At 64.4% G+C, this 20,769-nt stretch carries 17 protein-coding genes; 15 read left to right on the forward strand and 2 right to left on the reverse strand.

From position 1 onward, the window contains the following. Positions 1–649: 649 nt before the first annotated feature. The 15 genes from RBA40_RS20595 (at position 650) to RBA40_RS20665 (ending at position 18,549) form a co-directional block, all read left to right on the forward strand. Positions 650–919, forward strand: a complete 270-nt coding sequence (locus RBA40_RS20595; protein ID WP_306626262.1) for a GlsB/YeaQ/YmgE family stress response membrane protein — start codon at positions 650–652, stop codon at positions 917–919. 61 nt (positions 920–980) lie between these two features. Then, the gene (gene cls / locus RBA40_RS20600) at positions 981–2,258 is read left to right on the forward strand and encodes a cardiolipin synthase (RefSeq protein ID WP_306649616.1); all 1,278 of its coding nucleotides are present in this window, start codon (positions 981–983) and stop codon (positions 2,256–2,258) included. A gap of 148 nt (positions 2,259–2,406) precedes the next feature. Then, entirely contained in the window at positions 2,407–4,563 is a 2,157-nt protein-coding gene (locus tag RBA40_RS20605) for a S46 family peptidase (RefSeq protein ID WP_306649617.1), read from the forward strand. 536 nt (positions 4,564–5,099) lie between these two features. After that, complete coding sequence (locus tag RBA40_RS20610; RefSeq protein WP_306649618.1) at positions 5,100–6,317, forward strand: MFS transporter; 1,218 nt, start codon at positions 5,100–5,102, stop codon at positions 6,315–6,317. Positions 6,318–6,343: 26 nt separating this feature from the next. Next, a complete protein-coding gene (locus RBA40_RS20615) occupies positions 6,344–7,810 on the forward strand; it encodes a glycosyltransferase (protein ID WP_306649619.1) in 1,467 nt (488 codons plus the stop codon). Then, positions 7,794–8,402: a GNAT family N-acetyltransferase gene (locus tag RBA40_RS20620; RefSeq protein ID WP_306649620.1), complete on the forward strand. Its 609-nt coding sequence runs from the start codon at positions 7,794–7,796 to the stop codon at positions 8,400–8,402. The genes RBA40_RS20615 and RBA40_RS20620 overlap by 17 nt, the downstream gene beginning before the upstream one ends. After that, a complete protein-coding gene (locus tag RBA40_RS20625; protein WP_306649621.1) occupies positions 8,399–9,370 on the forward strand; it encodes a phytanoyl-CoA dioxygenase family protein in 972 nt (323 codons plus the stop codon). Before RBA40_RS20620 ends, RBA40_RS20625 begins: the two co-directional genes overlap by 4 nt. Positions 9,371–9,400: 30 nt before the next feature. Beyond that, positions 9,401–10,942, forward strand: coding sequence for a beta-N-acetylhexosaminidase (nagZ, locus tag RBA40_RS20630; protein WP_306649622.1), 1,542 nt, complete (start codon positions 9,401–9,403; stop codon positions 10,940–10,942). A gap of 176 nt (positions 10,943–11,118) precedes the next feature. Beyond that, a complete protein-coding gene (locus RBA40_RS20635) occupies positions 11,119–12,843 on the forward strand; it encodes a GMC family oxidoreductase N-terminal domain-containing protein (RefSeq protein WP_306649623.1) in 1,725 nt (574 codons plus the stop codon). An 8-nt stretch (positions 12,844–12,851) separates the two neighbouring features. After that, on the forward strand, positions 12,852–13,490 hold the full coding sequence (locus RBA40_RS20640) for a hypothetical protein (RefSeq protein WP_306649624.1): 639 nt from the start codon (positions 12,852–12,854) through the stop codon (positions 13,488–13,490). 4 nt (positions 13,491–13,494) lie between these two features. Continuing rightward, entirely contained in the window at positions 13,495–14,532 is a 1,038-nt protein-coding gene (locus RBA40_RS20645; protein ID WP_306649625.1) for an AraC family transcriptional regulator, read from the forward strand. Further along, positions 14,532–15,524, forward strand: a complete 993-nt coding sequence (locus tag RBA40_RS20650; protein ID WP_306649680.1) for a tocopherol cyclase family protein — start codon at positions 14,532–14,534, stop codon at positions 15,522–15,524. The genes RBA40_RS20645 and RBA40_RS20650 overlap by 1 nt, the downstream gene beginning before the upstream one ends. A gap of 17 nt (positions 15,525–15,541) precedes the next feature. Continuing rightward, positions 15,542–16,906 (forward strand): foldase protein PrsA, encoded by a 1,365-nt coding sequence (locus RBA40_RS20655; RefSeq protein ID WP_306649626.1) that lies wholly within the window; start codon positions 15,542–15,544, stop codon positions 16,904–16,906. Continuing rightward, positions 16,903–17,436: a hypothetical protein gene (locus tag RBA40_RS20660; RefSeq protein WP_306649627.1), complete on the forward strand. Its 534-nt coding sequence runs from the start codon at positions 16,903–16,905 to the stop codon at positions 17,434–17,436. The genes RBA40_RS20655 and RBA40_RS20660 overlap by 4 nt, the downstream gene beginning before the upstream one ends. Positions 17,437–17,526: 90 nt before the next feature. Next, the gene (locus RBA40_RS20665) at positions 17,527–18,549 is read left to right on the forward strand and encodes a phospholipase C/P1 nuclease family protein (RefSeq protein WP_306649628.1); all 1,023 of its coding nucleotides are present in this window, start codon (positions 17,527–17,529) and stop codon (positions 18,547–18,549) included. 227 nt (positions 18,550–18,776) lie between these two features. Here RBA40_RS20665 and RBA40_RS20670 read toward each other — a convergent pair whose 3' ends face one another. Together RBA40_RS20670 and RBA40_RS20675 are read right to left on the reverse strand one after the other, a co-directional pair. Further along, positions 18,777–19,235, reverse strand: coding sequence for a hypothetical protein (locus RBA40_RS20670; protein WP_306649629.1), 459 nt, complete (start codon positions 19,233–19,235; stop codon positions 18,777–18,779). Between the two features lie 54 nt (positions 19,236–19,289). Continuing rightward, complete coding sequence (locus RBA40_RS20675) at positions 19,290–20,762, reverse strand: APC family permease (protein ID WP_306649630.1); 1,473 nt, start codon at positions 20,760–20,762, stop codon at positions 19,290–19,292. Between the last annotated feature and the right edge of the window lie 7 nt (positions 20,763–20,769).

The following is a 20,769-nucleotide window of genomic DNA, read 5'->3' on the forward strand; positions in this document are numbered from 1 at the left end:
TCGCATGCAAACCTGGAAATCAATGCCAGTGACGAAACGATAAGCCCGACTGAACAATGCTTCCGTACGTTGCCGCACTCAAAAACGGTGTTTCCAAGCGGCATTGAAAAATGGTGCGATGCGGAAGGCGAGGCACATCAAGACCGGCTGTTGCGACGCTGGCACAGTCGTGATGGATAGGGGCGCGCTGCCTGGCTGGCGCGCACGCTATCGCGCGTTCCTGTATCAGCGCCGGCCTTTTATTCGCGCGCAGCACTTCGCGCACAGGACGGGACCCGGTTTCTGGTGCCCATGGCGACGACGGCACGAACCTGGGGCGCCGCCGAGTGCCGCCTTGGCGCGGGGACGACGGGGGTGGGCGGGGAGCCACGTGGGTGGCGGGCGGAGCATGTGAGTGGCAGGGCGACCACGTAAGTGGTGGGCGGCCTGGGCGAAGTGAAACAAGGGCCGCCGGAGCACGGCGCTGCCATGGATGAGGAAGCACGGCGGCAGCGCTGCCTTGTCGCTACGTTTCATCAGAAAGATGTTGAATCGTCCATTACGTTCGTTGCCGCACCGACCGTTCAAATCGTGCGAATTATTCTTTTTCCATGGCCCGGCGATAACACGGGGGCCGGGATAAATCATTTAACTAACTGGAGGAATTACCATGTTATTCATCATCTGGATCATCGTTGGCGGCATCCTGGGTTGGCTGGCAAGCCTGGTCATGAAAACGGACGCCCAACAAGGCATGATCCTCAACGTCATCGTCGGTATCGTCGGCGCCTTCCTGGGCGGCTGGCTGCTCTCTCCCCTGTTCGGCGCGGGCACCATCAATATGGATGACTTCAGCATGTCGTCGCTGCTCGTGTCCTTCCTGGGCGCCGTGATCCTGCTGGCCATCGTCAACCTGCTGCGCCGCGGTAAAGTACGCTAAATGCAGCTGCTCCCATGACCAACGCATTCGTGCGTTGGTTTTTTTTTGCCTGGAATATCCGATGACCAAGAAACCCCTTTATGTAGCATTGATCAGCTGTGCGCTTACCTTGCTGGGAGTGTTCTTGGTTTTCAATTTCATGCCGAGCGAGAAGAAAATAGAGCGGCAGCTGCACCGCCTGTACGACACCGACGACCCGCAGTTCCGGCGCTCCATGGGCGTGCTGCTGGGTCCGCCAATTCTCGAAGGAAATCATGTCGACGTCCTGCTCAATGGCGACCAGATTTTTCCTGCCATGCTCAAGGCCATTCGCGAAGCGAAGCACACGATCACCCTGGAAACCTATATTTATTGGTCCGAATCGATCGGCCAGGAATTTACCGACGCGCTGATCGAGCGCGCCAGCGCCGGCGTCAAGGTGCACGTCATGCTCGACTTCATCGGCAGCATGAAAATGGATACCGCCGCGCTGGACAAGATGAAGCAGGCCGGCGTCGAGGTGCAGCGCTACCACAAGCCGGTCTGGTGGAAATTCACGCGCCTGAACAACCGCACCCACCGCAAGGTGCTGGTGGTCGATGGCAGCATCGGCTTTACCGGCGGCGTCGGCATTGCCGACCAGTGGCGCGGATCGGGCCAGGACAAGAAGCACTGGCGCGACACCCACTTCCGCGTCGAAGGCCCGGTCGTCGGGCAGATGCAGGCGGTATTCGCCGACAACTGGACCAAGGCCACCGGCACCGTCCTCGACGGCACGCGTTATTTCCCTCCGCTCAAGCCGCAAGGCGGCCACGCGGCTCAGATGTTCAGCAGCTCGCCCAGCGGAGGCAGCGAAAGCATGCTGCTGATGTACCTGATGGCCATTACCGCTGCGCGCGACACCATCCACCTGTCGAGCTCCTACTTCGTGCCGGACGAACTGACCATTAACGCCCTGGTTGCGGCCGCCAAGCGCGGGGTCAAGGTCAGGATCATCACGCCCGGCGAGGACATCGACTCGGACCTGGTGCGCATCGCCTCGCGCGAGCGCTGGGGCGCCCTGCTCGAAGCGGGCATCGAGATCGCCGAGTACCAGCCGACCATGTTCCACGTCAAGGCGCTGGTGGTCGATTCGCTGATGGTCTCGGTCGGATCGACCAATTTCGACAACCGCTCGTTCAGCCTCAACGACGAAGCCAACCTGAACATCATCGATAGCGCCTTCGCCACCGAACAGGTGGCCATCTTCGACAAGGACTGGACCCGCGCCCGCCCGATCAGCCTGCAGGCATGGCAGCAGCGTCCGTGGACCGAGAAAGTGGCGGGCGAACTGGCCTCGCTGGTGGGCGACCAGCTGTAGAAAAGGAGCGCGCAAGCGGCGCATGCCCCGGCCCGCGCGGCCGGGGTTCAATCAGAATTTGATTGACTATTATTTTGGCGATACGGATACTCTAGGGCGCTCAGCGAGCCAAGACTGTTCCGATTGACCAAAACGAGACGAAATGCGAATGAAAAAGACCTTCCTAACGCTAGCCATCCTCAGCACCGTCGCGCACGCCGACGAAGGCATGTGGATGCCGCAGCAGCTGCCACAAGTAGCCAAGCAACTCAAGGCCGCCGGCCTCAAGCTCGATCCGGCCAGCCTGACCAAGCTCACCGAATTCCCGATGAATGCGATTGTCAGCCTGGGCGGCTGCTCCGCATCGTTCGTCTCGCCGCTGGGCCTGGTAGCGACCAATCACCACTGCGTGTACAACAGCGTGGCCGTCAACTCGACGCCGGAGCGCGACCTGCTGGCCAACGGCTTCCTGGCCAAGACCCATGCGGACGAACTGCCGGCCGCGCCGGGCAGCCGCATCTACGTCACCAAGGACGTTGCCAACGTCAGCAACAAGATCATCACTCCCGAAGTCGCCAAGCTGGCCGGCAAGGCCCGCGTCGACGCGATGGAAAAGAACATGAAGTCGATGGTTGCCGAATGCGAAAAAGACGCCGGCCACCGCTGCACCGTTGCCAGCTACTACGGCGGGCTCGAGTTTTACCTGATCAAGCAGCTGGAAATCCGCGACGTGCGCCTGGTGCACGCGCCACCGTCTGGCGTGGGCAAGTTCGGCGGCGACACCGACAACTGGATGTGGCCGCGCCACACCGGCGACTACGGCTTCTACCGCGCCTACGTGAGCAAGGATGGCAAGGCTGCCGACTTCTCCAAGGACAACGTGCCGTACGTGCCGACATCGCACCTCAAGATCGCCAAGGAAGGCGTGAAAGAAGGCGACTTCATCATGGCGCTGGGCTATCCCGGCCGCACCAACCGTCACCGCCTGCCATCGGAAGTGGCGTTCACCTTCGACTGGAGCTATCCGGCATTCGTGAAAGCGTCGGCTGAAACGCTGGCCATCATCGAACGCGAAACCAAGACCAACGAAGATGCCAAGTTGAAATATGCGGGCCAGGTCGCCAACGTCAACAACTACTACAAGAACCGCAAGGGCATGCTGACCAGCTACGAAGGCAGCGACTTCCTGGCACGCAAGACCAAAGAACATGCGGACATGAAAGCCTGGGTCAACGCCAACCCGGCGCGCCAGAAAGAATTCGCGGCCGACATCGAGCAGGTCGAGAAACTGATTGCCCAGCGCGATGCCGAAACCAAGCGCGACTTCTTCCTGAACTCGTCCGCACCGCGCCTGCTGACGGTGGCACGCCGCCTGTACCGCTTGGCGAACGAAAACACCAAGCCGAACGTCGAGCGCAAGTCGGGCTACCAGGAACGCGACTTGCCGGCACTGAAAGCGGCCGTGGCGGGGATCGAGCGCACCTACGACGAAAAAGTCGACAAGGCGCTGGTCCTGAACAGCCTGAAGAAATATGCTGCCCAGCCAAAAGCCGAGCGCAATGCCAACTTCGACGCCGCCGCCGGCATCACCGACGGCATGAGCGAAGCCCAGCTCAAGACCGTGCTCGACACCATGTACGCCGGCTCCAAGCTGGGCACCGCGGCTGAGCGCGCGGCATGGATCGGCAAGACCCCAGCCGACTTCAAGGCCAGCAGCGACAGCTTCATCAAGGCTGCCGTGGCCATGTACGACGCCGGCATGAAGAGCGAAGCCGAGGAAGAAGAGCTGGCAGGCAAGATCCAGCAAGCCTACGCCAACTACATGAAGGCCAAGATCGCCTACATGACCAGCAAGGGCCAGCCGGTCTATCCTGACGCCAACAGCACCCTGCGCGTCACGTTCGGCAAGATTGCTGGCCGCGAACATGGTGCCGACGGCACCGGTTCCTGGTCCGCGTTCACGACCGTCAAGGGCGTGGTGGCGAAAGCGACTGGCGAAGGCGAGTTCAACGCCCCTGCGGCGCAACTGGCGGCGATCAAGGCCAAGGACTTCGGCAAGTATGTCGATCCGAAGCTCAAGAGCGTACCGGTGAACTACCTGGCGACCTTGGACATCACCGGCGGCAATTCCGGTTCGGCTGCACTGAACAGCAAGGCCGAGTTCATCGGTCTGGCGTTCGACGGCACCTTGGACTCGATCATTTCGGACTGGGACTTCAACAAAGCCAACACGCGCGACATCCAGGTCGACGTGCGTTACATGCTGTGGAACATGAAGCATGTCGACAAAGCCGACAACCTGCTCAAAGAAATGAACGTGGAATAAGATCCATGCCTGGGGCCGCCTGTTCGCGGGCGCCCCCAGCGCTGGTTCCATCAAGAATGCCTGCCTCCTCCGGGACGCGGGCATTTTTTTCGTCCGTCCCGCCCGCGACCGCGCGGCAAGCTGCCTCCCGATGACAAATTTCTACAATTTATTAATACCAATCTACGACCAGTCGAGTTACTATACATTCCAATCTAAGACCACATTTCCCAACCGGGGTCAGACCCGAATGCAGTTACGAATGCCGTTAAGTTAAGCCATTGTTGCCCGAAAACTTAGCTCCGTCATTCCCGCGCAGGCGGGAATGACGGAGCTTAATTTAACGCCATTAGGGTCAGACGCCGGTTGTGCACGTTTTTAAAGATGTCTGTCCGCGTGCAGGCGCGCTCAAGTTTCTCCGAGGTATCGCTAGCCTCACAAGCGTCGCTCCGGTACCAAGGCGGCGGTTTGTTATTGCTAATTAGAGCTCTGACCCCGGTTGTAGGTGTTCGGATCTCGGCCATAGGACTTTCGGAAGATTTTTTCAGGTGGAAAATATGTTTGAAAAACGCCCGCATCTGCTCTACTTTTCCCTGTTTTTCATCCTCTATGAGCTGACCGTCTACTTGTCGAACGACATGATCATGCCGGCCATGCCGCAAGTCGTGCGCGAGTTCCAGGCGTCGAACCGCAATATCGGCCTGTCGCTGAGCTTGTTCATCCTCGGCGGCAGCATGCTGCAGATCTTCCTCGGCCCCATCGCCGACCGCATCGGCAAGCGCAAAGTCATGCTGGCGGGCGTGGCGCTGTATCTGGTGGCGACCTTGTTCGTGCCCTTTTCCGCCACCATCGCTCAGTTCCTGACCGCCCGCTTCTTCCAGGGCATGGGGTCGTGCTTCATTTTCATCGGCTACGCCGCCATTCACGAACTGTTCGACGATGCCGACGCCGTCAAGCTGACCGCCATGCTGTCCAATACCACCGTGTTCGCCCCGCTGATCGGGCCGGTGGTTGGCAGTGCCGTGATCACCGTGGCGCCATGGGAAGCCATCTTCGGAATCGGTTTTGTGCTCGGCACCATCGCCTGGCTCGGCCTGTTCACCTTCATGCCGCGCGCCGAAACAATCAAGCCCAAAGCCGACCTGGCCTCGATCCGCGCCAGCTACCTGACCATCGTGCGCAACAAGAAATTCATGTCGGGAATCCTGATCGCGGCCATGGCGATCACGCCGCTGACGGCCTGGATCGGCCTGTCGCCCCTGATCATCATGGAACACATGGGCAAGTCATACGGCACCTATATCCTGTACCAGCTCGTGATTTTCTCCGGATTCATCATCAGCACCATGGCGATTCAAAAACTCGGCGACGGCTTTTCGCTCACGCGCCTGATTCGCCAGGGCGCGGGACTGGCCGTCATCGGCATGCTGGGCGCGGCTCTGGTGCATCAGCACGGACACCTGTTCATCGTCTGCATGTTCATTTTCTCGGCCGGCTTCGGCCTGTTCAACGGCGCCCTGATCCGCCTGTCGCTGACCGCCACCGGCGTATCGATGAACCTGACCTCTTCTGCGATGAGCCTGCTCTATTGCGTGTATATCGCCGCCGGCGTCGAAATCTATAACCTGGTGTGCGCCCGATTCGATTATTCGCTCGCCTCGTATGCGCTGTTTAACGTGCCATTGGGACTGGCAATCGGCGCCTGCCTGATGCGCTTTGCGAGAAACCACGACCAACAGGAACCGGCCCTGGCGCAATCGCCCCAGGCCGAGTAAGCAAGCGGACACGGAACGGAGGCAGCATGAACATCGACGTGGAATATGAAGTGCTGATCAAGGATCTGAAGGCCGAATTCCTGGCGTACAAACAGTGGGAAGCGTTCTGCCGGCAGGATGCGCATGGCGGCGCCGATGCGCGGGCCCGCCTGCAGGCATCCGCATCGGCCTATTACGGCCATTTGCGCGAACTGCGCCATTTCGTGCGCCGCCATGCCGCCCAGTTCGATGCGCGCCGGATTTCGTCGCTGCTCGCCGTCCCGACCCAGCCGCTCGGTGCGGACGAAATGATCATGCACCGGATCTGGCTCGGCGGCGCGCTGCCGGACCTGGCCCGCGAATCGATCCGCCAGTGGGATTGCGCACTCGACGACATCGGCCCGCTCGACGCCGGCCCGTACCGCCTGATGCTGTGGGTCTGGGACGCCGAGCAATTGCGCGGCGACCCGTGCTTTCATCCCGCGCCGGGCGCGCAGCACGTGATCGGCACCTATCTGTGCGGGGCGCGCCTGTTGACGGTGCATTCGCTGCAGGCGCTGGCGCAAGAACATGGTGCCGATATCGCGCCGCTGCTGGCGCAATTGCACCGCAAGCGCTATTTCGTCAACCTGGCCGATTATTTCCGGCTGCTGATCCTGCACCGCTGCGGCGGTATGTATCTCGATGCGGACACCCTGCCCTATCGCGCCGCCACGCTCTTTCTGTGCAAGCCCGAAGTCCCCGATTACGTCAGCTTTGCCGTGAACCGCGACAGCGGCCATATCGACGCCAGTTTCGTCTGCTGGATGAATCTGTTCAACGACGAAAATGGCGTGCTGATTGCGCGCAAAGCCACGCCCGCGATGGCCCAGCTGATCGCGCACATCGACGCGAATCTGGCCGCCATGGGACCCGGCGTGCCCGACAAAACCGCCCACAGCGCCGCCTGGACCGCGGCCCTGCACAGCGCCACCTACGGCGTCTGGCAAGGCACGATCGGACGCTCGCTGACGGCTTACCACGACCTCGCCGCGCGCCACGGGGTATTGCATGACGACGCGACCGAAAACATCGTCAGCGGCCTGCATGGCATGCGTTTGAGCGTCGATGCGCTCACCCGCGCCCCGGTGCCGCTCACGGGTGCCGAACAGCACAGCTACGAGCGCTGCATCGACGCGCTGGAACAGCGTCACTGGACCCTGCCCGACATCCGCGATCTGGCCGGCGTGGCCCAGGTGTTGACCACCACGGAATTGCCGCGCATGGCTTACGCGGCGCAACTGCGCGCCTGGGCCGAGGGCTGCCATTACTACTCTTTCCTCTCGCAAGACCCCAAGCTGGACCGGGTCAACGCCTTGTTCAGCGCCTATCTGATGGCAATCAACGCCGACCAGATCCGGCGCGGGAACTTCTGGCGCAAGACGCGCGGAGCCGATACGCGGCGCGAGCGCAGGTACGCCAGCGTCCACGCCACCGCCACACGCATCCACAGCGCCCATGCCAATGAACGCTGAAACGCCCGTCTTCGTGCAAGGGCCGCTGATCCCGGACGCACACCGTGACCGCATGGCGGCGCTGCTGTTCGCGACCAGCTATCTCGAATACTGCTCGTTCGGCAATCGCCTGCGCCTGCCGCTGGTGGCGTTGCAGCGGCGCCAGAATATCGATCCATACATCGCCCATTCGGTCGGCCTGTTCGATGCCGCCGGCCGGTTCAACGGCTTTTACACGGCCGCCACCATCGGCGAATTCGGGAAAATCGAGACGGTGTCGTATTACCGCGACGAGATGCACGCCATGGATGCCGCCTACGACGCCTTTATCGCCACCCACGCGCGGGAGGACGACCTGTTCGTGGCCAGCCTGGCGGTCGAGGAGCGCTTCCGCGGGCGTGGGCTGTTCAATGTCATGCTGGCCGATATCGGCGCACTGGCACGCGACAAAGGCAGCCCCCGCATCGTGCTGGCGGTATGGGAAAACAGCGCCGCCATGGGCATTTACCTGAACAAGGGTTTCCGCTCGCGCGCGGTATTCGATTACGCCGCCGAGCTGTTTTTCGACCGGCTGCATTTCATGGAATTGGCACTACCTGGAGGAGCACGATGAACGGCAGTATCGAGACAATCGGCAAACACAGCGTCGACACGCGCAATCAGTCGACCGTGGCGCGGACGGCGGCGCGCCTGAACGACCGTTCGAATGGCGCGCCGCTGCGCGTGCTGTCGGAACAGGACTGGGATTTCTGGATAAAGAACGGCTACATCGTCATTCCCAACGCGGTCGAGCCGAAGCAGCTGGAGCGGCTGGAGCAGCTGATCTGGGAATTCGAGGAACTCGACCCGGACAATCCAGGCAGCTGGTATCCGCCCGAGAAATCGCGCCTGCGAAAAACAGAGCTGAGCTTCAATGCGGGGATGATAGAGTTATACAACCACCAGTATCTGTGGGACACGCGCCAGATGCCGCGGGTGTATGACGCCTTTGTCGATATCTGGGGCACGCACAAGCTGTGGGTATCGATCGACCGCATCAACCTGAACCTGCCGCCCGAGCCGGGATTCGAATTCAAGAGCTTCATGCACTGGGATTACGACCCGGAGAGCGCGCCGCAGAATGTGCAGGGCGTGCTGTCGATCAGCGACCAGACCGATATCGAAGTGGGCGGTTTTGTCTGCGTACCCTCGCTGTTCCAGGATTTCGATGCCTGGCGCCGCACCCAGCCGGCCGATTGGGACTGGTACCGGCCGGACGTCTCAAGCCTGCCGCACGTGCCGGTGCTGTTGAAAAAAGGCGATCTGCTCATTTTCAACAGCCGCCTGTGCCACGGCATCCGCCAGAATGTGTCGGCGGATAAGGTCCGGATGGCGCAATATATATCGATGATGCCGGCGCAGGAGCACGACGAGGCATTGAAACAATGGCGCATCCATTCCTGGCGCGAGCGGGAAGCGCCGGCCGGATACAGCCTGCATGGCGATCCGCGCCGATGGGAACAGACCAGATACCAGCGCGCGCAATTGAGCGCCCTGGGCGAACAACTGCTGGGCCTGCGCCCATGGCAGGACACGGAGTAACGTTTTTTACGGATAGCGAGGAATCACAAGATGCAATCAGACATGCAGAACAACATCGGACAGTTATTCATGGTCGGCTTCGACGCCCTGGAACCGAATGACCATATTATCGGCCTGATCCGCGAACGCCGCATCGGCGGCGTGATCCTGTTCCGGCGCAATGTCCACACGCCGGCGCAAGTATCCGCGCTGTGCCAGAAGCTGCAGGAAATCAACGCCGAAGTCAGCGACGAGCCCCTGCTGATCGCGCTCGACCAGGAAGGCGGCATGGTGATGCGCATCGAACAGGGCGTCACGCCGATTCCCGCGGCCATGGCCTTCCAGGCGGCCGGGTCGGTGGAAGAATGCCGGCAGATCAATTTCATCAATGGCGACGAGATGCGCCAGATCGGCATCAACATGATGCTCGCTCCCGTTCTCGACGTGAACAACAACCGTCTGAACCCCATCATCGGCGTGCGTGCCTACGGCGAAGATGCCGACACCGTGGTGCGCTACGGCATGGCGGCCCTGCGCGGCCAGCAGGAAGCCGGCGTCATCGTCACGGCCAAGCACTTTCCCGGCCATGGCGACACCGCCGTGGACTCGCATTACTCGATGGCGCTGGTGCCGCACGATCTGGAGCGCCTGCGCGCGGTCGAGCTGGTGCCGTTCCGGGCCGCCATTGCCGGCGGCGTGGATGCGATCATGACGGCGCACGTGGCCTTTCCCGCCATCGAACCGGATCCGTCGGTGCCGGCCACGCTGTCGAAGGCTGTGCTGACCGGGCTGCTGCGCGAAGAGATGGGCTATGAAGGCGTGATCATTTCCGACTGCCTGGAAATGGGCGCGATTGCCGACGGCGTGGGCGTGGCGGCGGGCGCAGTGGCGACCTTGCAGGCGGGCGTCGACATCGTGCTGATCTCGCACCGCGAAGACCAGCAGCGCGCGGCGTTGGCGGCCGTGACGGCCGCCGTGGCCCAAGGCGACATCGACGCGCAGCGCATCGGCGATGCCCTGGCGCGCGTGCGGCGCCTGAAGCAGGCGCGCGCGGTGGGCGGCTGGCGCGAGCGCGCGGCCACGCCAGGCGGCCTGATGACGGCCGAATCGATTGCGCTGGCGAAAAAAGTGCAAAAGGCGGCGCTGTGCGTGCAGGGCGACTTCCGCCCGCTCGACCCAAGCCTGCCGCTGAGCCTGATCACGGTCGAGGTGCGTTCGCGCAGCGAAGTCGATGAAGTGGCCAACGGACGCAACAACGAAGCGCGCAGTTCGATGCTGCCGGCGCTGCAGAAGGCCGGGTTCGACGTGCGCGAGTATGCGATGTCGGCTGAAGCGCTCGATGCCGAAGTGGCCGAGGCGATTGCGTTTGCCGCCGGCGCGCAGCAGATCGTGGTGCAGACCTACAATGCGATGCTGGTCGAGGGGCAACGCCGCCTGCTGGCAGCCATGCCGGCGGACAAACTCTGGGTGGTCGCGGGCCGCTTGCCGTACGACCTCGAGCTGGCGCCGCAAGCGCAAGGCCGCCTGGCCGCGTTCGGTTGCCGTCCGGCCGCGCTCGAACCGGTGGTCGAACGCCTCGTCAGCGCCGCGTAAGGCGACTCGCCGCCGCCGGGCGGCGATTTCCGATCGCTTACCGATGGGCGGTTTTGGCGTAACTCCACCATCGCCTGTCGCATTCGGACAAGACGCTGTACATATGCTCCTTTACATTGGCTGCTCCATCCCACGGAGGAGCCACCATGTCGGACAGCATCAAGCGGCGTCATTTTATGGCAGCACTAGGCAGCCTGGTCGCAGGCGCCAGCCTGGCGCCATCCCCAGCCCGGGCCGCCACAGCCCCTCCCCGCACCCCGCTCAGCCGCGCTCCCGGCCAGCTGGCGCCCGTCTACGATGTGCTGGTGATCGGCTCCGGCTACGGCGGCGCGGTGATGGCGGCGCGCCTGGCGCCGGGCCGCTCGCTGGCCGTGCTCGAACGGGGCAAGGAATGGTCGCCGGACGCCTTTGCCACCGGCCTCGTCGATACCCTGGCACAATTTCGCACCGCCTCCGCACCGCTCGGCCTGTTCGATTACCGCGCCGGCGGCACCATCGATGTGTTGAGCGGCAATGGCGTCGGCGGCACCTCGCTGATCAATTCGAGCGTGGTGCTGGCACCCGACCGCGATATTTTCGGGCGCTGGCCGCAGGCGATCCAGAACGCCTACGCCAGCGGCGCCATGGATACGTACGAGGCGCGCGTGCGCACGATGCTGGGCGCCGACACCGTCACCGAGGCGGACGCCCTGCGCAAGAGCTGGTTCCACCTGTCCACCACGGCTGCGCGCAAGCGCCAGGGCGCGCAGGTACAGCCGCGCGCGCTGCCGATCGCCGTCAACCTGCGCCGCTACCAGGGCCAGCCGAATGCCCAGGGCGTGTGGCAGGCGGCCTGCACCCATTGCGGCGATTGCGTCACCGGTTGCCGCGTCGGCGCCAAGAACAGCCTCGACGTCAATTACCTGCCGCTGGCCCGCAGCGGCGGCGCCCAGATTTTCGCGCGCATCGAGGTCGACTGGATCGAGCGCCTGCCTGACGGGCGCTGGCGCGTGCATTACCTGGCGCGCCCGGACAGCGGCCCCGCCGTGTCCGGCTCGGTGGTCGCCGCCAGCGTGATCCTGGCCGCCGGATCCCTCGGCAGCACCCAGATCCTGCTGCGCTCGCAGGCGCGCGGGCTGGCCCTGTCGCCCGCGCTCGGTACCCGCTTTTCAACCAATGGCGACCTGCTGGGGCTGGCCTACAACACACGCGTCCAGACCAATGTGATGGGCTTCGGCGCCGCCCCCGCGCCGTTCGGCCTCAAGCGCGTGGGACCGACCATCACCAGCATGGCCGACTATCGCGCCGCCGGCACCCCGGTGGCGCAGCGCTACCTGATCCAGGATGCGGCCATCCCCAGCGCCCTGGTCGACGCCCTGCGCCTGGCCATGCCGCTGGCCGCGCCCGGCGGCAGCGACTTTCCAGCCCTGCAGCGCATCGCGCGCGACGTCGCCAAACGCGGCACCGACGGCGCCCTCAACCACAGCATGGTGTACCTCGGCATCGGCCACGACAGCGCCTCGGGCAAGGTGGAGCTCGACGCCAACGGTAATGCGCGCGTGCTGTGGCCGGGCATTTCAAAAGAACCCTTCGGGCAGCGCATGCGGGCCGAAATGGCGCTGCATGCGCAAGCATTCGGCGGGCGCTACGCCGATAGTCCGCGCAGCAGTCCGCTGTTCGGCGGCGCCATGACCACCGTGCATCCCCTGGGCGGCTGCCCGATGGCCGATAGGGTCGAGGATGGCGTGGTCGACGCCGACGGCCGGGTGTTCAATCCGCGTGGCGGTGGGCAGACAGCGCAAGCGGTCTACCCGGGCCTGCGCGTGATCGACGGCGCCATCGCGCCGGCATCGCTGGGGGCCAATCCCTTGCTCACCATCGCCGCGCTGGCCGAGCGCGCCGCCGAACGCTTTTCCCAATGAGGCTGACCATGACGACGTTCCTGCACAAACTGTTGCTGCTGACCGGTCTCGCGCTGCTGCCCTGCCTGGGCTGGGCACGGGGCATCGCATTTTCCGAGGAAATGCACGGCTACGCCTATCACCAGGGCGAGTACCGCTCCGTGAGCGTGTATTTCAAGGTCGTCATCGACGATATCGATGCCTGGCGCACCAATCCCCAGCACGCCGCCAAGCTGAGCGGCGAACTGGTGCTCGACCGCGTGCCGGCCGGCAGCGTCAACGGCAGCTTGCAAATCCTGGCGCCAGCCCCGGGCGCGGCGCCGGGACGGGTGCTGACCTACCGCTTCAAGGGCGCGGCGGTGCAGTTTGTCGGCATCAAGCACGTCTACAACAATGCCGGGCTCGACATGCTGGACGACATGACCACCCTGCGCGGCGTGTTTCAGGCGCAAGGCCAGGCCCAGCCGAGCGTGCCGGACTTGCTCAAGGGCGATGCCTGGACCTCGGAACTGCACTTCGAGTGGTGGAAGCCGGCCACCTTGTGGAATTTTTCATGGTCGTTCAACACCATCGCCACGCCGTGGTACGAGGAGCTGGCGGTGAAAATCCTGTTCCTCAAGACCGTGTTCGGCAACCTGGCCAAGGTGCTGTTCCCGTGGGCGGTCTGAACCGATGCTGACACGCGCCGCGCCCAGCGTATCGACCCTGTACGCCGATGCGCTGGGGGCGTTCCTGGCCGAGCAGGGCTTGCCGCGCGATGCAGGCGTGGCAAGCCCTGGGCCGCGCCTGTGCGGCAGCGCGTTTGCCGGGCTGATGACGGGCGGCGCGCGCGAGCTGGACGACCCGGCGCTTGGCTTGCGCTTCGGCACGCGCGTGGGTGCGGCCGGCTTCGGCATGCTGGGCATCGCCGCCGCCAGCGCGCCGACTTTGCGCTGCGCCATCGGCCACCTGACCGAACTCGAATCGATCACCAGCACCCTGGGACGCGCGCGCGTGCTGCGCCGGGGCGAACGCGTGCACGTGGTATGGCAGCCGGCGCAGGCGGTGGCGCCGGCCGTGATCGAGGGCATCCTGGCCGGCTGGGTCTCGTTCGGCCGTTATCTGCTGGGCGGGCAGGCCGATGTGGCGCATGTGTCGCTGCGCCACCGCCCCATCGCGCAGCTAGCAGAGTACGAAGATGCCTTCGCCTGCCCGCTGCATTTTGAAACCTGCTGCTACGGCGTGACGATTGCCACGGAGCTGCTCGACGCCACGCCGCGCTTTGCCGACCCCGCGCTCAATGCGGCGCTCGGCACCTGGCTGGGCCATTGCGCACGCACCAGCGCGCGCGAGGGGGCGGTCGTGACACGCGCGGTGGGCGCCCTGTTCGCCTCCAGCGTGCCGCTGGCCGAAGCCGACGAAGCGCGCACCGCCGCCGCCCTCGGCCTGGGGCCGCGCGCATTGCAACGGGCCCTGCAGCGCGAGGGCGCCAGCTTTCGCCAGCTGCTCAACGCCGCGCGCGCGCAGCAGGCGCTGATCGGCGTGCTGCGCGGCGACGCGCCGCTGGCGCAGCTGGGGGCGGCGGTCGGCTTCGAGGAGCAATCGTCGCTGTGCCGCGCCTTTCGCGGCTGGACCGGCTACCCGCCGCTGGTGTTCCGCCAACGCATGGCGCAGGTGTTTCGTCCGCTGCGGCTGGCGCATGAATCCATCGGCGCGGAGCCGCACGCGTGATGACGCCGGCCGACGCCAACCGCTGCCGCTTCGTACCGGGCAGCCGCGCCGGCCATTACGAAAGCTATTTCCTCAGAGCCAACGAGCCCGGCCGCGCGCGCGCCTTCTGGATCCGCTACACTTTTTTCTGCCCGGCGGGGCAGCCGCAACAGGCCGTGGGCGAAATCTGGGCTGTGTTCTTCGATCGCGAACGGCGCCGCATTGTGGCGGTGAAGAACCAGTTCGCGCTGGGCGACTGCACGATCGGCCCGGGCGCGCCGGACTTGCTGATCGGCCATTCGCAGCTCAGCGCCAGCGGCCTGGCGGGCAGCGCCGCCACGCCCGCGCACCGGATCGCATGGGCGCTAGGCTACGACGCGCCGCACGCACCGCTGCTGCTGATGCCGGCCTCGCTGTACGCGGGCCGCTTTCCGCAATCGAAGGTGCTGGTGGGGGCGCCGGGCGCGCTGTTTGCAGGCGAGCTGGAGGTCGATGGCGAAGCGGTGGCCGTGCAGCAGTGGCGCGGCAGCCAGAATCACAACTGGGGCAGCCGCCATACCGATACCTACTGCTGGGGCCAGGTGGCCGGCTTCGACGATGCGCCCGAGGTGTTCCTCGAATGCTCGACGGCGCGCCTGAAATTCGGACCGGTCTGGTCGCCGCAGATGAGCCTGGTGGTACTGCGCATCGGCGCGCTGGAAATCTCGCTCAACAGCATCACGCAAGCCTTGCGCACGCGCGCGCGCATCGACGGTTTCGGCTGGGATATCGACGCTCGCGCCGCCGGCGTGCGCGTGCAGATCCGCATCGACGCGCCGCGCGAAGCGTTTGCCGGCTTGCATTATCCAAATCCTCCGGGCGGCGTCAAAACCTGCCTCAATTCCAAACTGGCGTCGTGCACGCTGACCCTGACCCTGCACGGGCAGCCGCCGCGCACGTTCAGTTCGCGTCACGGCGCCGCCTTTGAAATCCTTACCGACCGCACCGACCACGGCGTGGCCATCCTCGCCTGAGAACAACGACAACCGACATGACAATCATCGCTCCCACACCACGCCTACTGGCCGCCCTGCTCGTCCTCGCAAGCACCCTTGGTCCCGCCCATGCCGCGCCCGACGATGCCGCCGTCGCCGCGCACATCAACGGCGCGCCCGTACACGCGCTCACCTTGCGCGCATTGCAGCACCAGGCACGCGACCAACCCGGCCGCCCGTCCGCCGAGGCGGTGCTGGCCGACATCGTGGCCGACCGCCTGCAAGCGGACTGGTCGCGCGCGCGCTTCAGCGCCGCCCAGCTCTATCCCGCCAGCACGGTCGGCTTCGCACCCGAGGTGGGGGTGGACGACCGCCTGGTCGGCCTGCTGCGCAGCATGTACGCCAAGGAACTGGAAGCGACCCTGCGCGGCCTGCCCGGCGGCACTCTTGCCGGCGCCATCGAAGCCACCTTCCCGCTGGAACCAAAGCAGCTCGACCGCCTGTTCGGCGCACCGCGCGCGCTGCGGCTCGGTTACGACTTCAGTGCGGAGCAGGCCGCGCTGGCCGCCAAGACCCCACTGCTGCGCTATCGCCTGGGCAGCGCGCCGCCGGTGACCCTGACGCTGGGGGACGTGTACCAGCGCCAGAACGTGCAGGGCCGCATGGACTTCTTCAACCGCAAGCTCGACTTCATCTATCAACAGGCGCGCCTGCGCATGGCCGGGCTGTTCGTGCTGGACTGGGCGGACCGCCAGTTCGGCGCGCAGGCGCTGGCCGACCTGCGCCAGGCGCTAAGCGAGCAGGAAGCGGTGCGCGGCGCCATGCGCCAGTACGGACTGGCCGACGGCGCTGAAGCGCACAGCCCGCTCCAAACGGCGCTGGCGCGCCAGGTCACGCAGGCCGAGATCGGCGCGTTCTACACGGCGCACAAGGAGCAATTCCGGCGTACCGAGAAGGTGCGCGCGCGCCACATCCGCGTCAACAGCGAAGCGCTGGCGACGCGGATTGCGGCCGAGGCGGCGGCCGGCAAGGACTTCGGCCTGCTGGCGCGGCGCCATTCGACAGCGCCCAACGCAGCCGGTGGCGGCGACCTGGGCTGGGTGCTGCAGACCGACGAGCCGGACTGGCTGTCGGCGCTGGCGCTGCTGCAACCGGAGGGCAAGGTGTCGAGCCCGTTCCGCGCGCCGGTGGGGCCTGGAGCGACGGCCACCTGGGACATCCTGCTGGTCGAAAAACGGGTGGAGGGCTTCCACCCGCCCGACTCGGAAACGGTGCGCTACATGGCGCGCAAGGCCATCGCCCATGAGCGTGCGCGGACCGAATTCGCCGCCGCGCGCAGCAAGCTGGTGCGCGCGGCCACGGTCGCCGTCAACCGCAAGCTGCTCGATGAACAGGCGCGCGGCGCCGCGGGTGCGCCATGAGGCCGGCACTGCAGTTGCTGGTCGGCGCGGCGCTGGTTGGGAGCGCAATCTGGCTGGTGTGGCCGGAGAATGAGGCGCCGTCCGAAGCTGGAACGGCGGACGCCACCGTCAGCACGCGCGCGGCGGTTGCCGGCCGGCCCTGGCTGGACGCCTGGCCACCGGACACCAAGGCCGCGCCGGCTGATGAGGCACCGCTGCCGGCGGCGCAAAGCCTGGCGCAGACCCGCGTCTACGGCGACCCGGAAGCGCCGCCGATTGCGCTCGATGTGCCGGCGCGGGTGCGCCCCACAGCCGAGGAACTGGCCGACCCGAAGGCCTATCAGGCATTTGAAGCGCGCCAGAACGCGCAGGTGATGGCCGCTTACGTCAAGGCGGTCGACGAGGAGCTGCCGCGCCTGCGCGACGACATCGCGCGCGGGCGTTCCATGGGCATCGCCGCCGACAAGATCGCCAAGGCGGAAGACAAGGCGCGCGGGCTGGAAAACATGCGCGCGCAGCTGTTGAAGGATCATCCCGCACTGGGGAAATGAGCGCGGCCGCATGCGCGGTCGTGGTAATGCAGCAAGCCGGCCGGGCATCGCGTTTGCGCTGTCCGCATACATCATAAAAAAGGAGACCAGATGAAAGCAGTATTCAAGCTCGCCCCCGTCGCATTCGCCCTGTTCGCATGCCTGCCGGCCAAGGCGTGGAATACCGAAACGCACCGCCGCATCGTGCTCGACGCCGTCGAATTCATGAAGGCGCATCCGGACCAGACCCGCTACGCGACCTTGGTGGCGGGCGTGACGCGGGCCGGCTACACGATCGAGCAGTTCGCCGCCGCCGTCGGCCAGGGCGCGCACGACGTCGACTATTTCGAGGACACCTACATCTGCGGCGCGACCACCGGCAACTGCCAAGGTTCGCCGCTGTGGGGCTTGGGTTCCGGGCTGGCGCGCTACACCTCGTTCTGGCACTTCCAGAACCATACGGCCGGCGCCGACGTGCACGGCAACGACTTCGGCGGCTACCACTACGCCAAGCAGGGCAATCCGGGCGACATCGACAAGCTGGCGGCGGCCTGGCTGGTCAACGATTACCTGGACGATGGCACCGGCGGGCTCGGTGGCTGGTTCGGCGACGCCAGCAAGTACAACACCTTCGGCATCACGGAAGCGCGCTACCGCCAGGGCGGCTATTCGACCGCGAGCATGTACCAGGATTACCAGCATTTCCCATTCCAGCCGCTCGACAATCTGGCACAGCATTTCTGGACGCGCTTCCTGCAGGCGCCGTCGGCGCAGTCGCTGGGGTTCGCACTGCATTCGACCGACCTGCTGCAGCCGCACCATACCTTCAACGTGCTCGGCCACAACCATTCGGGCTGGGAAGGCTGGATCGGCGACCATTACGATACCGAAAAGCTGAACGATCCGGCGCTGGTGCTGGCGGCGCTGAACGACTTCACGCCGCTGGCCAGTAACGCCACCGACATCCGGCCGTTGCTCACGCAAGGCGGCACGTATTCGTACAAATATGGGGGCGCGGTGATGTCGTCGACCGATCATGCGGTGCGGCGTGGCGTGGCCAAAAAGATGGTGCCGCACGCGATAGCGATGGTGGTGCGCGTGCTGGATCGGGCTGCCGTGCGTCTGGCGCTCTAGCAGCCGGACCCGGCTTCGCTCGCTACGTTACAGGGGCGATAGCATCCTGCTGCTCCGCTAAAAATGACGGTCGTACCAGCTCCCGCCACAATGAAGGGGGCTGGCATGAAGGGGAATGTGGAAGCGGCCAGTTGAGCCAGGCATCAACGTTTCGGTCTGTCAGATTTGCCCAGCCGTTCCAAGCGGCCCTTCCATTTGGCAGCTGGGGCTACTTGGGCTGTGACAGTTCAGCATGTCATCGCTTCGCAGAACCGATGTGCCGCTTCTCTGAGATTTTTCTCATCGCCGATTTGCAACCTGCAGCACAGAATCAATTCTGCCACTTTGGCATCGCGCCAGGCTTGATCGAATGCGGAAAATTCCCTATCTCGAAATGTCAGTAATATATCGAGGGCCTGTACGAATTGCCGTCGATCATAGTAATGATGACCAAGATAGAGAAGTGCATATTTGTGATCGGGATTAATCCGCAAGGCATTACGCAAATGATGAACTACATTTTCGTTGCGTAATTCCGTATCCGCAGGATGCTGATACCATGCGTACCCGATTGCGTGTTGCACTTCAGCAGATCCCGCATCGCCTTGCGTCGAAAGAAATTCTATCGCCTGTTCAAGAAGGCTTACACGAACTTGCGAATCGGCCGCGCATGCGGCATCTTCAATCGCTTGAACTGGATTAAACATTCGCCTTGCCGCTCCTGATCGGTGTCACACGCGAAAAGCGGGCAAGGCCAGCCGTCAGGCCGCGCTGTCGTTCAGCCGCGAGTGGCGGATGCTGTACGCGAAGTAAGTCAGCACCGCCACGCCCATCCAGATCGCGAAGACGGTGAATGTGGTCTTGGACAAATCCTTCATGATGTACAGGCAGGCGGCGACGCTCAGGCCAGGCACCAGATATGGACCGAACGGCACGCGGAAACCCTTGACCAGCGATTCGCCCATCTTCTTGCGCATCACCGGCACCGCCACCGACACCACGATGAACGCCGTCAAGGTACCCATGCTGACCATGTCCCACAAATAGGTCGAGTCGACGAAGCCGGCCACCAGCCCCACCACCAGGCATACGATCAGGGTATTGCTGACCGGCGACTGGGTGCGCGGGCTGACTTTCTGGAACGTTTTCGGAATCAGGCCATCCTTGCTGATCGCGTACAGGATCCGGGTCTGGCCGTAGATCGTCACCAGGGTCACGCTGAATACGGAAATGACGGCGCCGGCGGAGAGCACCAGCGCCGGCCAGGTCTTGCCGGTGACGTTCTGCAAAATCACCGCCAGACCCGCTTCCTGGCCGTGAAACATCTGGGCCGGCTGGGCGCCGAGGGCGGCAATCGCCACCAGCATATAGAACACGGTGACGATGCCGAGCGCCGCCAGGATGCCGATCGGCACGTTGCGGGTCGGGTTGCGCACTTCTTCGCCGGCCGTGGCCACCGTGTCGAGGCCGATGAACGAGAAGAACACCGTGCCGGCGGCGGCTGTCACGCCGGCCATGCCGGCGAAGCCCTTGCTGTTATCGGTGTTGAAGAATGGCGTGAAGTTGTTGATGTCGAAGCCGGAAAACGCGATCACCACGAAGAACACCAAGATCGCCAGCTTGACCAGCACCATGATCGCATTGGTCGTGGCCGATTCCTTGGTGCCGCGGATCAGCAGCAAGCCGCACATGATCACCAGCAAAATCGGCGGCAGATTGATGTGCCCGGCCCGGATTTCCATGCCGTGCTCCCCGGAGACGAACATCGGCGTTCGCAGCATTTCCGGTATCTGCCAGCCGAAGGCATTGGTGAGGAAGTTGTTCAGATAGGCTGACCAGCCGATGGCGGTGGCACTGGCCGCCAGCCCGTATTCGAGCAGCAGGCAGCCGGCCATGATGAAGGCGGCGAATTCGCCCACCGTGGCGTAGGCAAACGAATAGGACGAGCCGGACGCCGGAATGCGGAACGACAGTTCTGCGTAGCACAGCGCGGTCAGGCCGGCGGTGAGCGCGGCCAGCAGGAACGACAGCACGACCGAGGGTCCGGCCTTGGGCACCGCCTCGACCATGGTGAAGAAGATGCCGGTGCCGATGGTGGCGCCCACGCCGATCATGGTCAGCGGGAACAATCCCATGGTGCGCGCCAGACCCGTTCCTGCATGCCCGGGTGGGGGGTTGGTCGTGCTACCGGCAGGTTTGGTACGGAACAGCTTCTGGCCCAGAGTTTGATTCACGGATTCG

Source organism: Massilia pseudoviolaceinigra (genome assembly GCF_030846505.1).
Taxonomy (GTDB): domain Bacteria; phylum Pseudomonadota; class Gammaproteobacteria; order Burkholderiales; family Burkholderiaceae_D; genus Telluria_A; species Telluria_A violaceinigra.

Excerpts from the sequence above, each read along its gene's own strand:
- RBA40_RS20620 (WP_306649620.1), top strand. The coding sequence starts at position 7,794 with ATGCCAATGAACGCTGAAACGCCCGTCTTCGTGCAAGGGCCGCTGATC.
- RBA40_RS20640 (WP_306649624.1), top strand. The coding sequence starts at position 12,852 with ATGACGACGTTCCTGCACAAACTGTTGCTGCTGACCGGTCTCGCGCTG.
- RBA40_RS20615 (WP_306649619.1), top strand. The coding sequence starts at position 6,344 with ATGAACATCGACGTGGAATATGAAGTGCTGATCAAGGATCTGAAGGCC.
- RBA40_RS20605 (WP_306649617.1), top strand. The coding sequence starts at position 2,407 with ATGAAAAAGACCTTCCTAACGCTAGCCATCCTCAGCACCGTCGCGCAC.
- RBA40_RS20670 (WP_306649629.1), bottom strand. The coding sequence starts at position 19,235 with ATGTTTAATCCAGTTCAAGCGATTGAAGATGCCGCATGCGCGGCCGAT.
- RBA40_RS20660 (WP_306649627.1), top strand. The coding sequence starts at position 16,903 with ATGAGGCCGGCACTGCAGTTGCTGGTCGGCGCGGCGCTGGTTGGGAGC.
- RBA40_RS20655 (WP_306649626.1), top strand. The coding sequence starts at position 15,542 with ATGACAATCATCGCTCCCACACCACGCCTACTGGCCGCCCTGCTCGTC.
- RBA40_RS20625 (WP_306649621.1), top strand. The coding sequence starts at position 8,399 with ATGAACGGCAGTATCGAGACAATCGGCAAACACAGCGTCGACACGCGC.
- RBA40_RS20610 (WP_306649618.1), top strand. The coding sequence starts at position 5,100 with ATGTTTGAAAAACGCCCGCATCTGCTCTACTTTTCCCTGTTTTTCATC.
- RBA40_RS20650 (WP_306649680.1), top strand. The coding sequence starts at position 14,532 with ATGACGCCGGCCGACGCCAACCGCTGCCGCTTCGTACCGGGCAGCCGC.
- cls (WP_306649616.1), top strand. The coding sequence starts at position 981 with ATGACCAAGAAACCCCTTTATGTAGCATTGATCAGCTGTGCGCTTACC.
- RBA40_RS20645 (WP_306649625.1), top strand. The coding sequence starts at position 13,495 with ATGCTGACACGCGCCGCGCCCAGCGTATCGACCCTGTACGCCGATGCG.
- RBA40_RS20665 (WP_306649628.1), top strand. The coding sequence starts at position 17,527 with ATGAAAGCAGTATTCAAGCTCGCCCCCGTCGCATTCGCCCTGTTCGCA.
- RBA40_RS20635 (WP_306649623.1), top strand. The coding sequence starts at position 11,119 with ATGGCAGCACTAGGCAGCCTGGTCGCAGGCGCCAGCCTGGCGCCATCC.
- RBA40_RS20595 (WP_306626262.1), top strand. The coding sequence starts at position 650 with ATGTTATTCATCATCTGGATCATCGTTGGCGGCATCCTGGGTTGGCTG.
- nagZ (WP_306649622.1), top strand. The coding sequence starts at position 9,401 with ATGCAATCAGACATGCAGAACAACATCGGACAGTTATTCATGGTCGGC.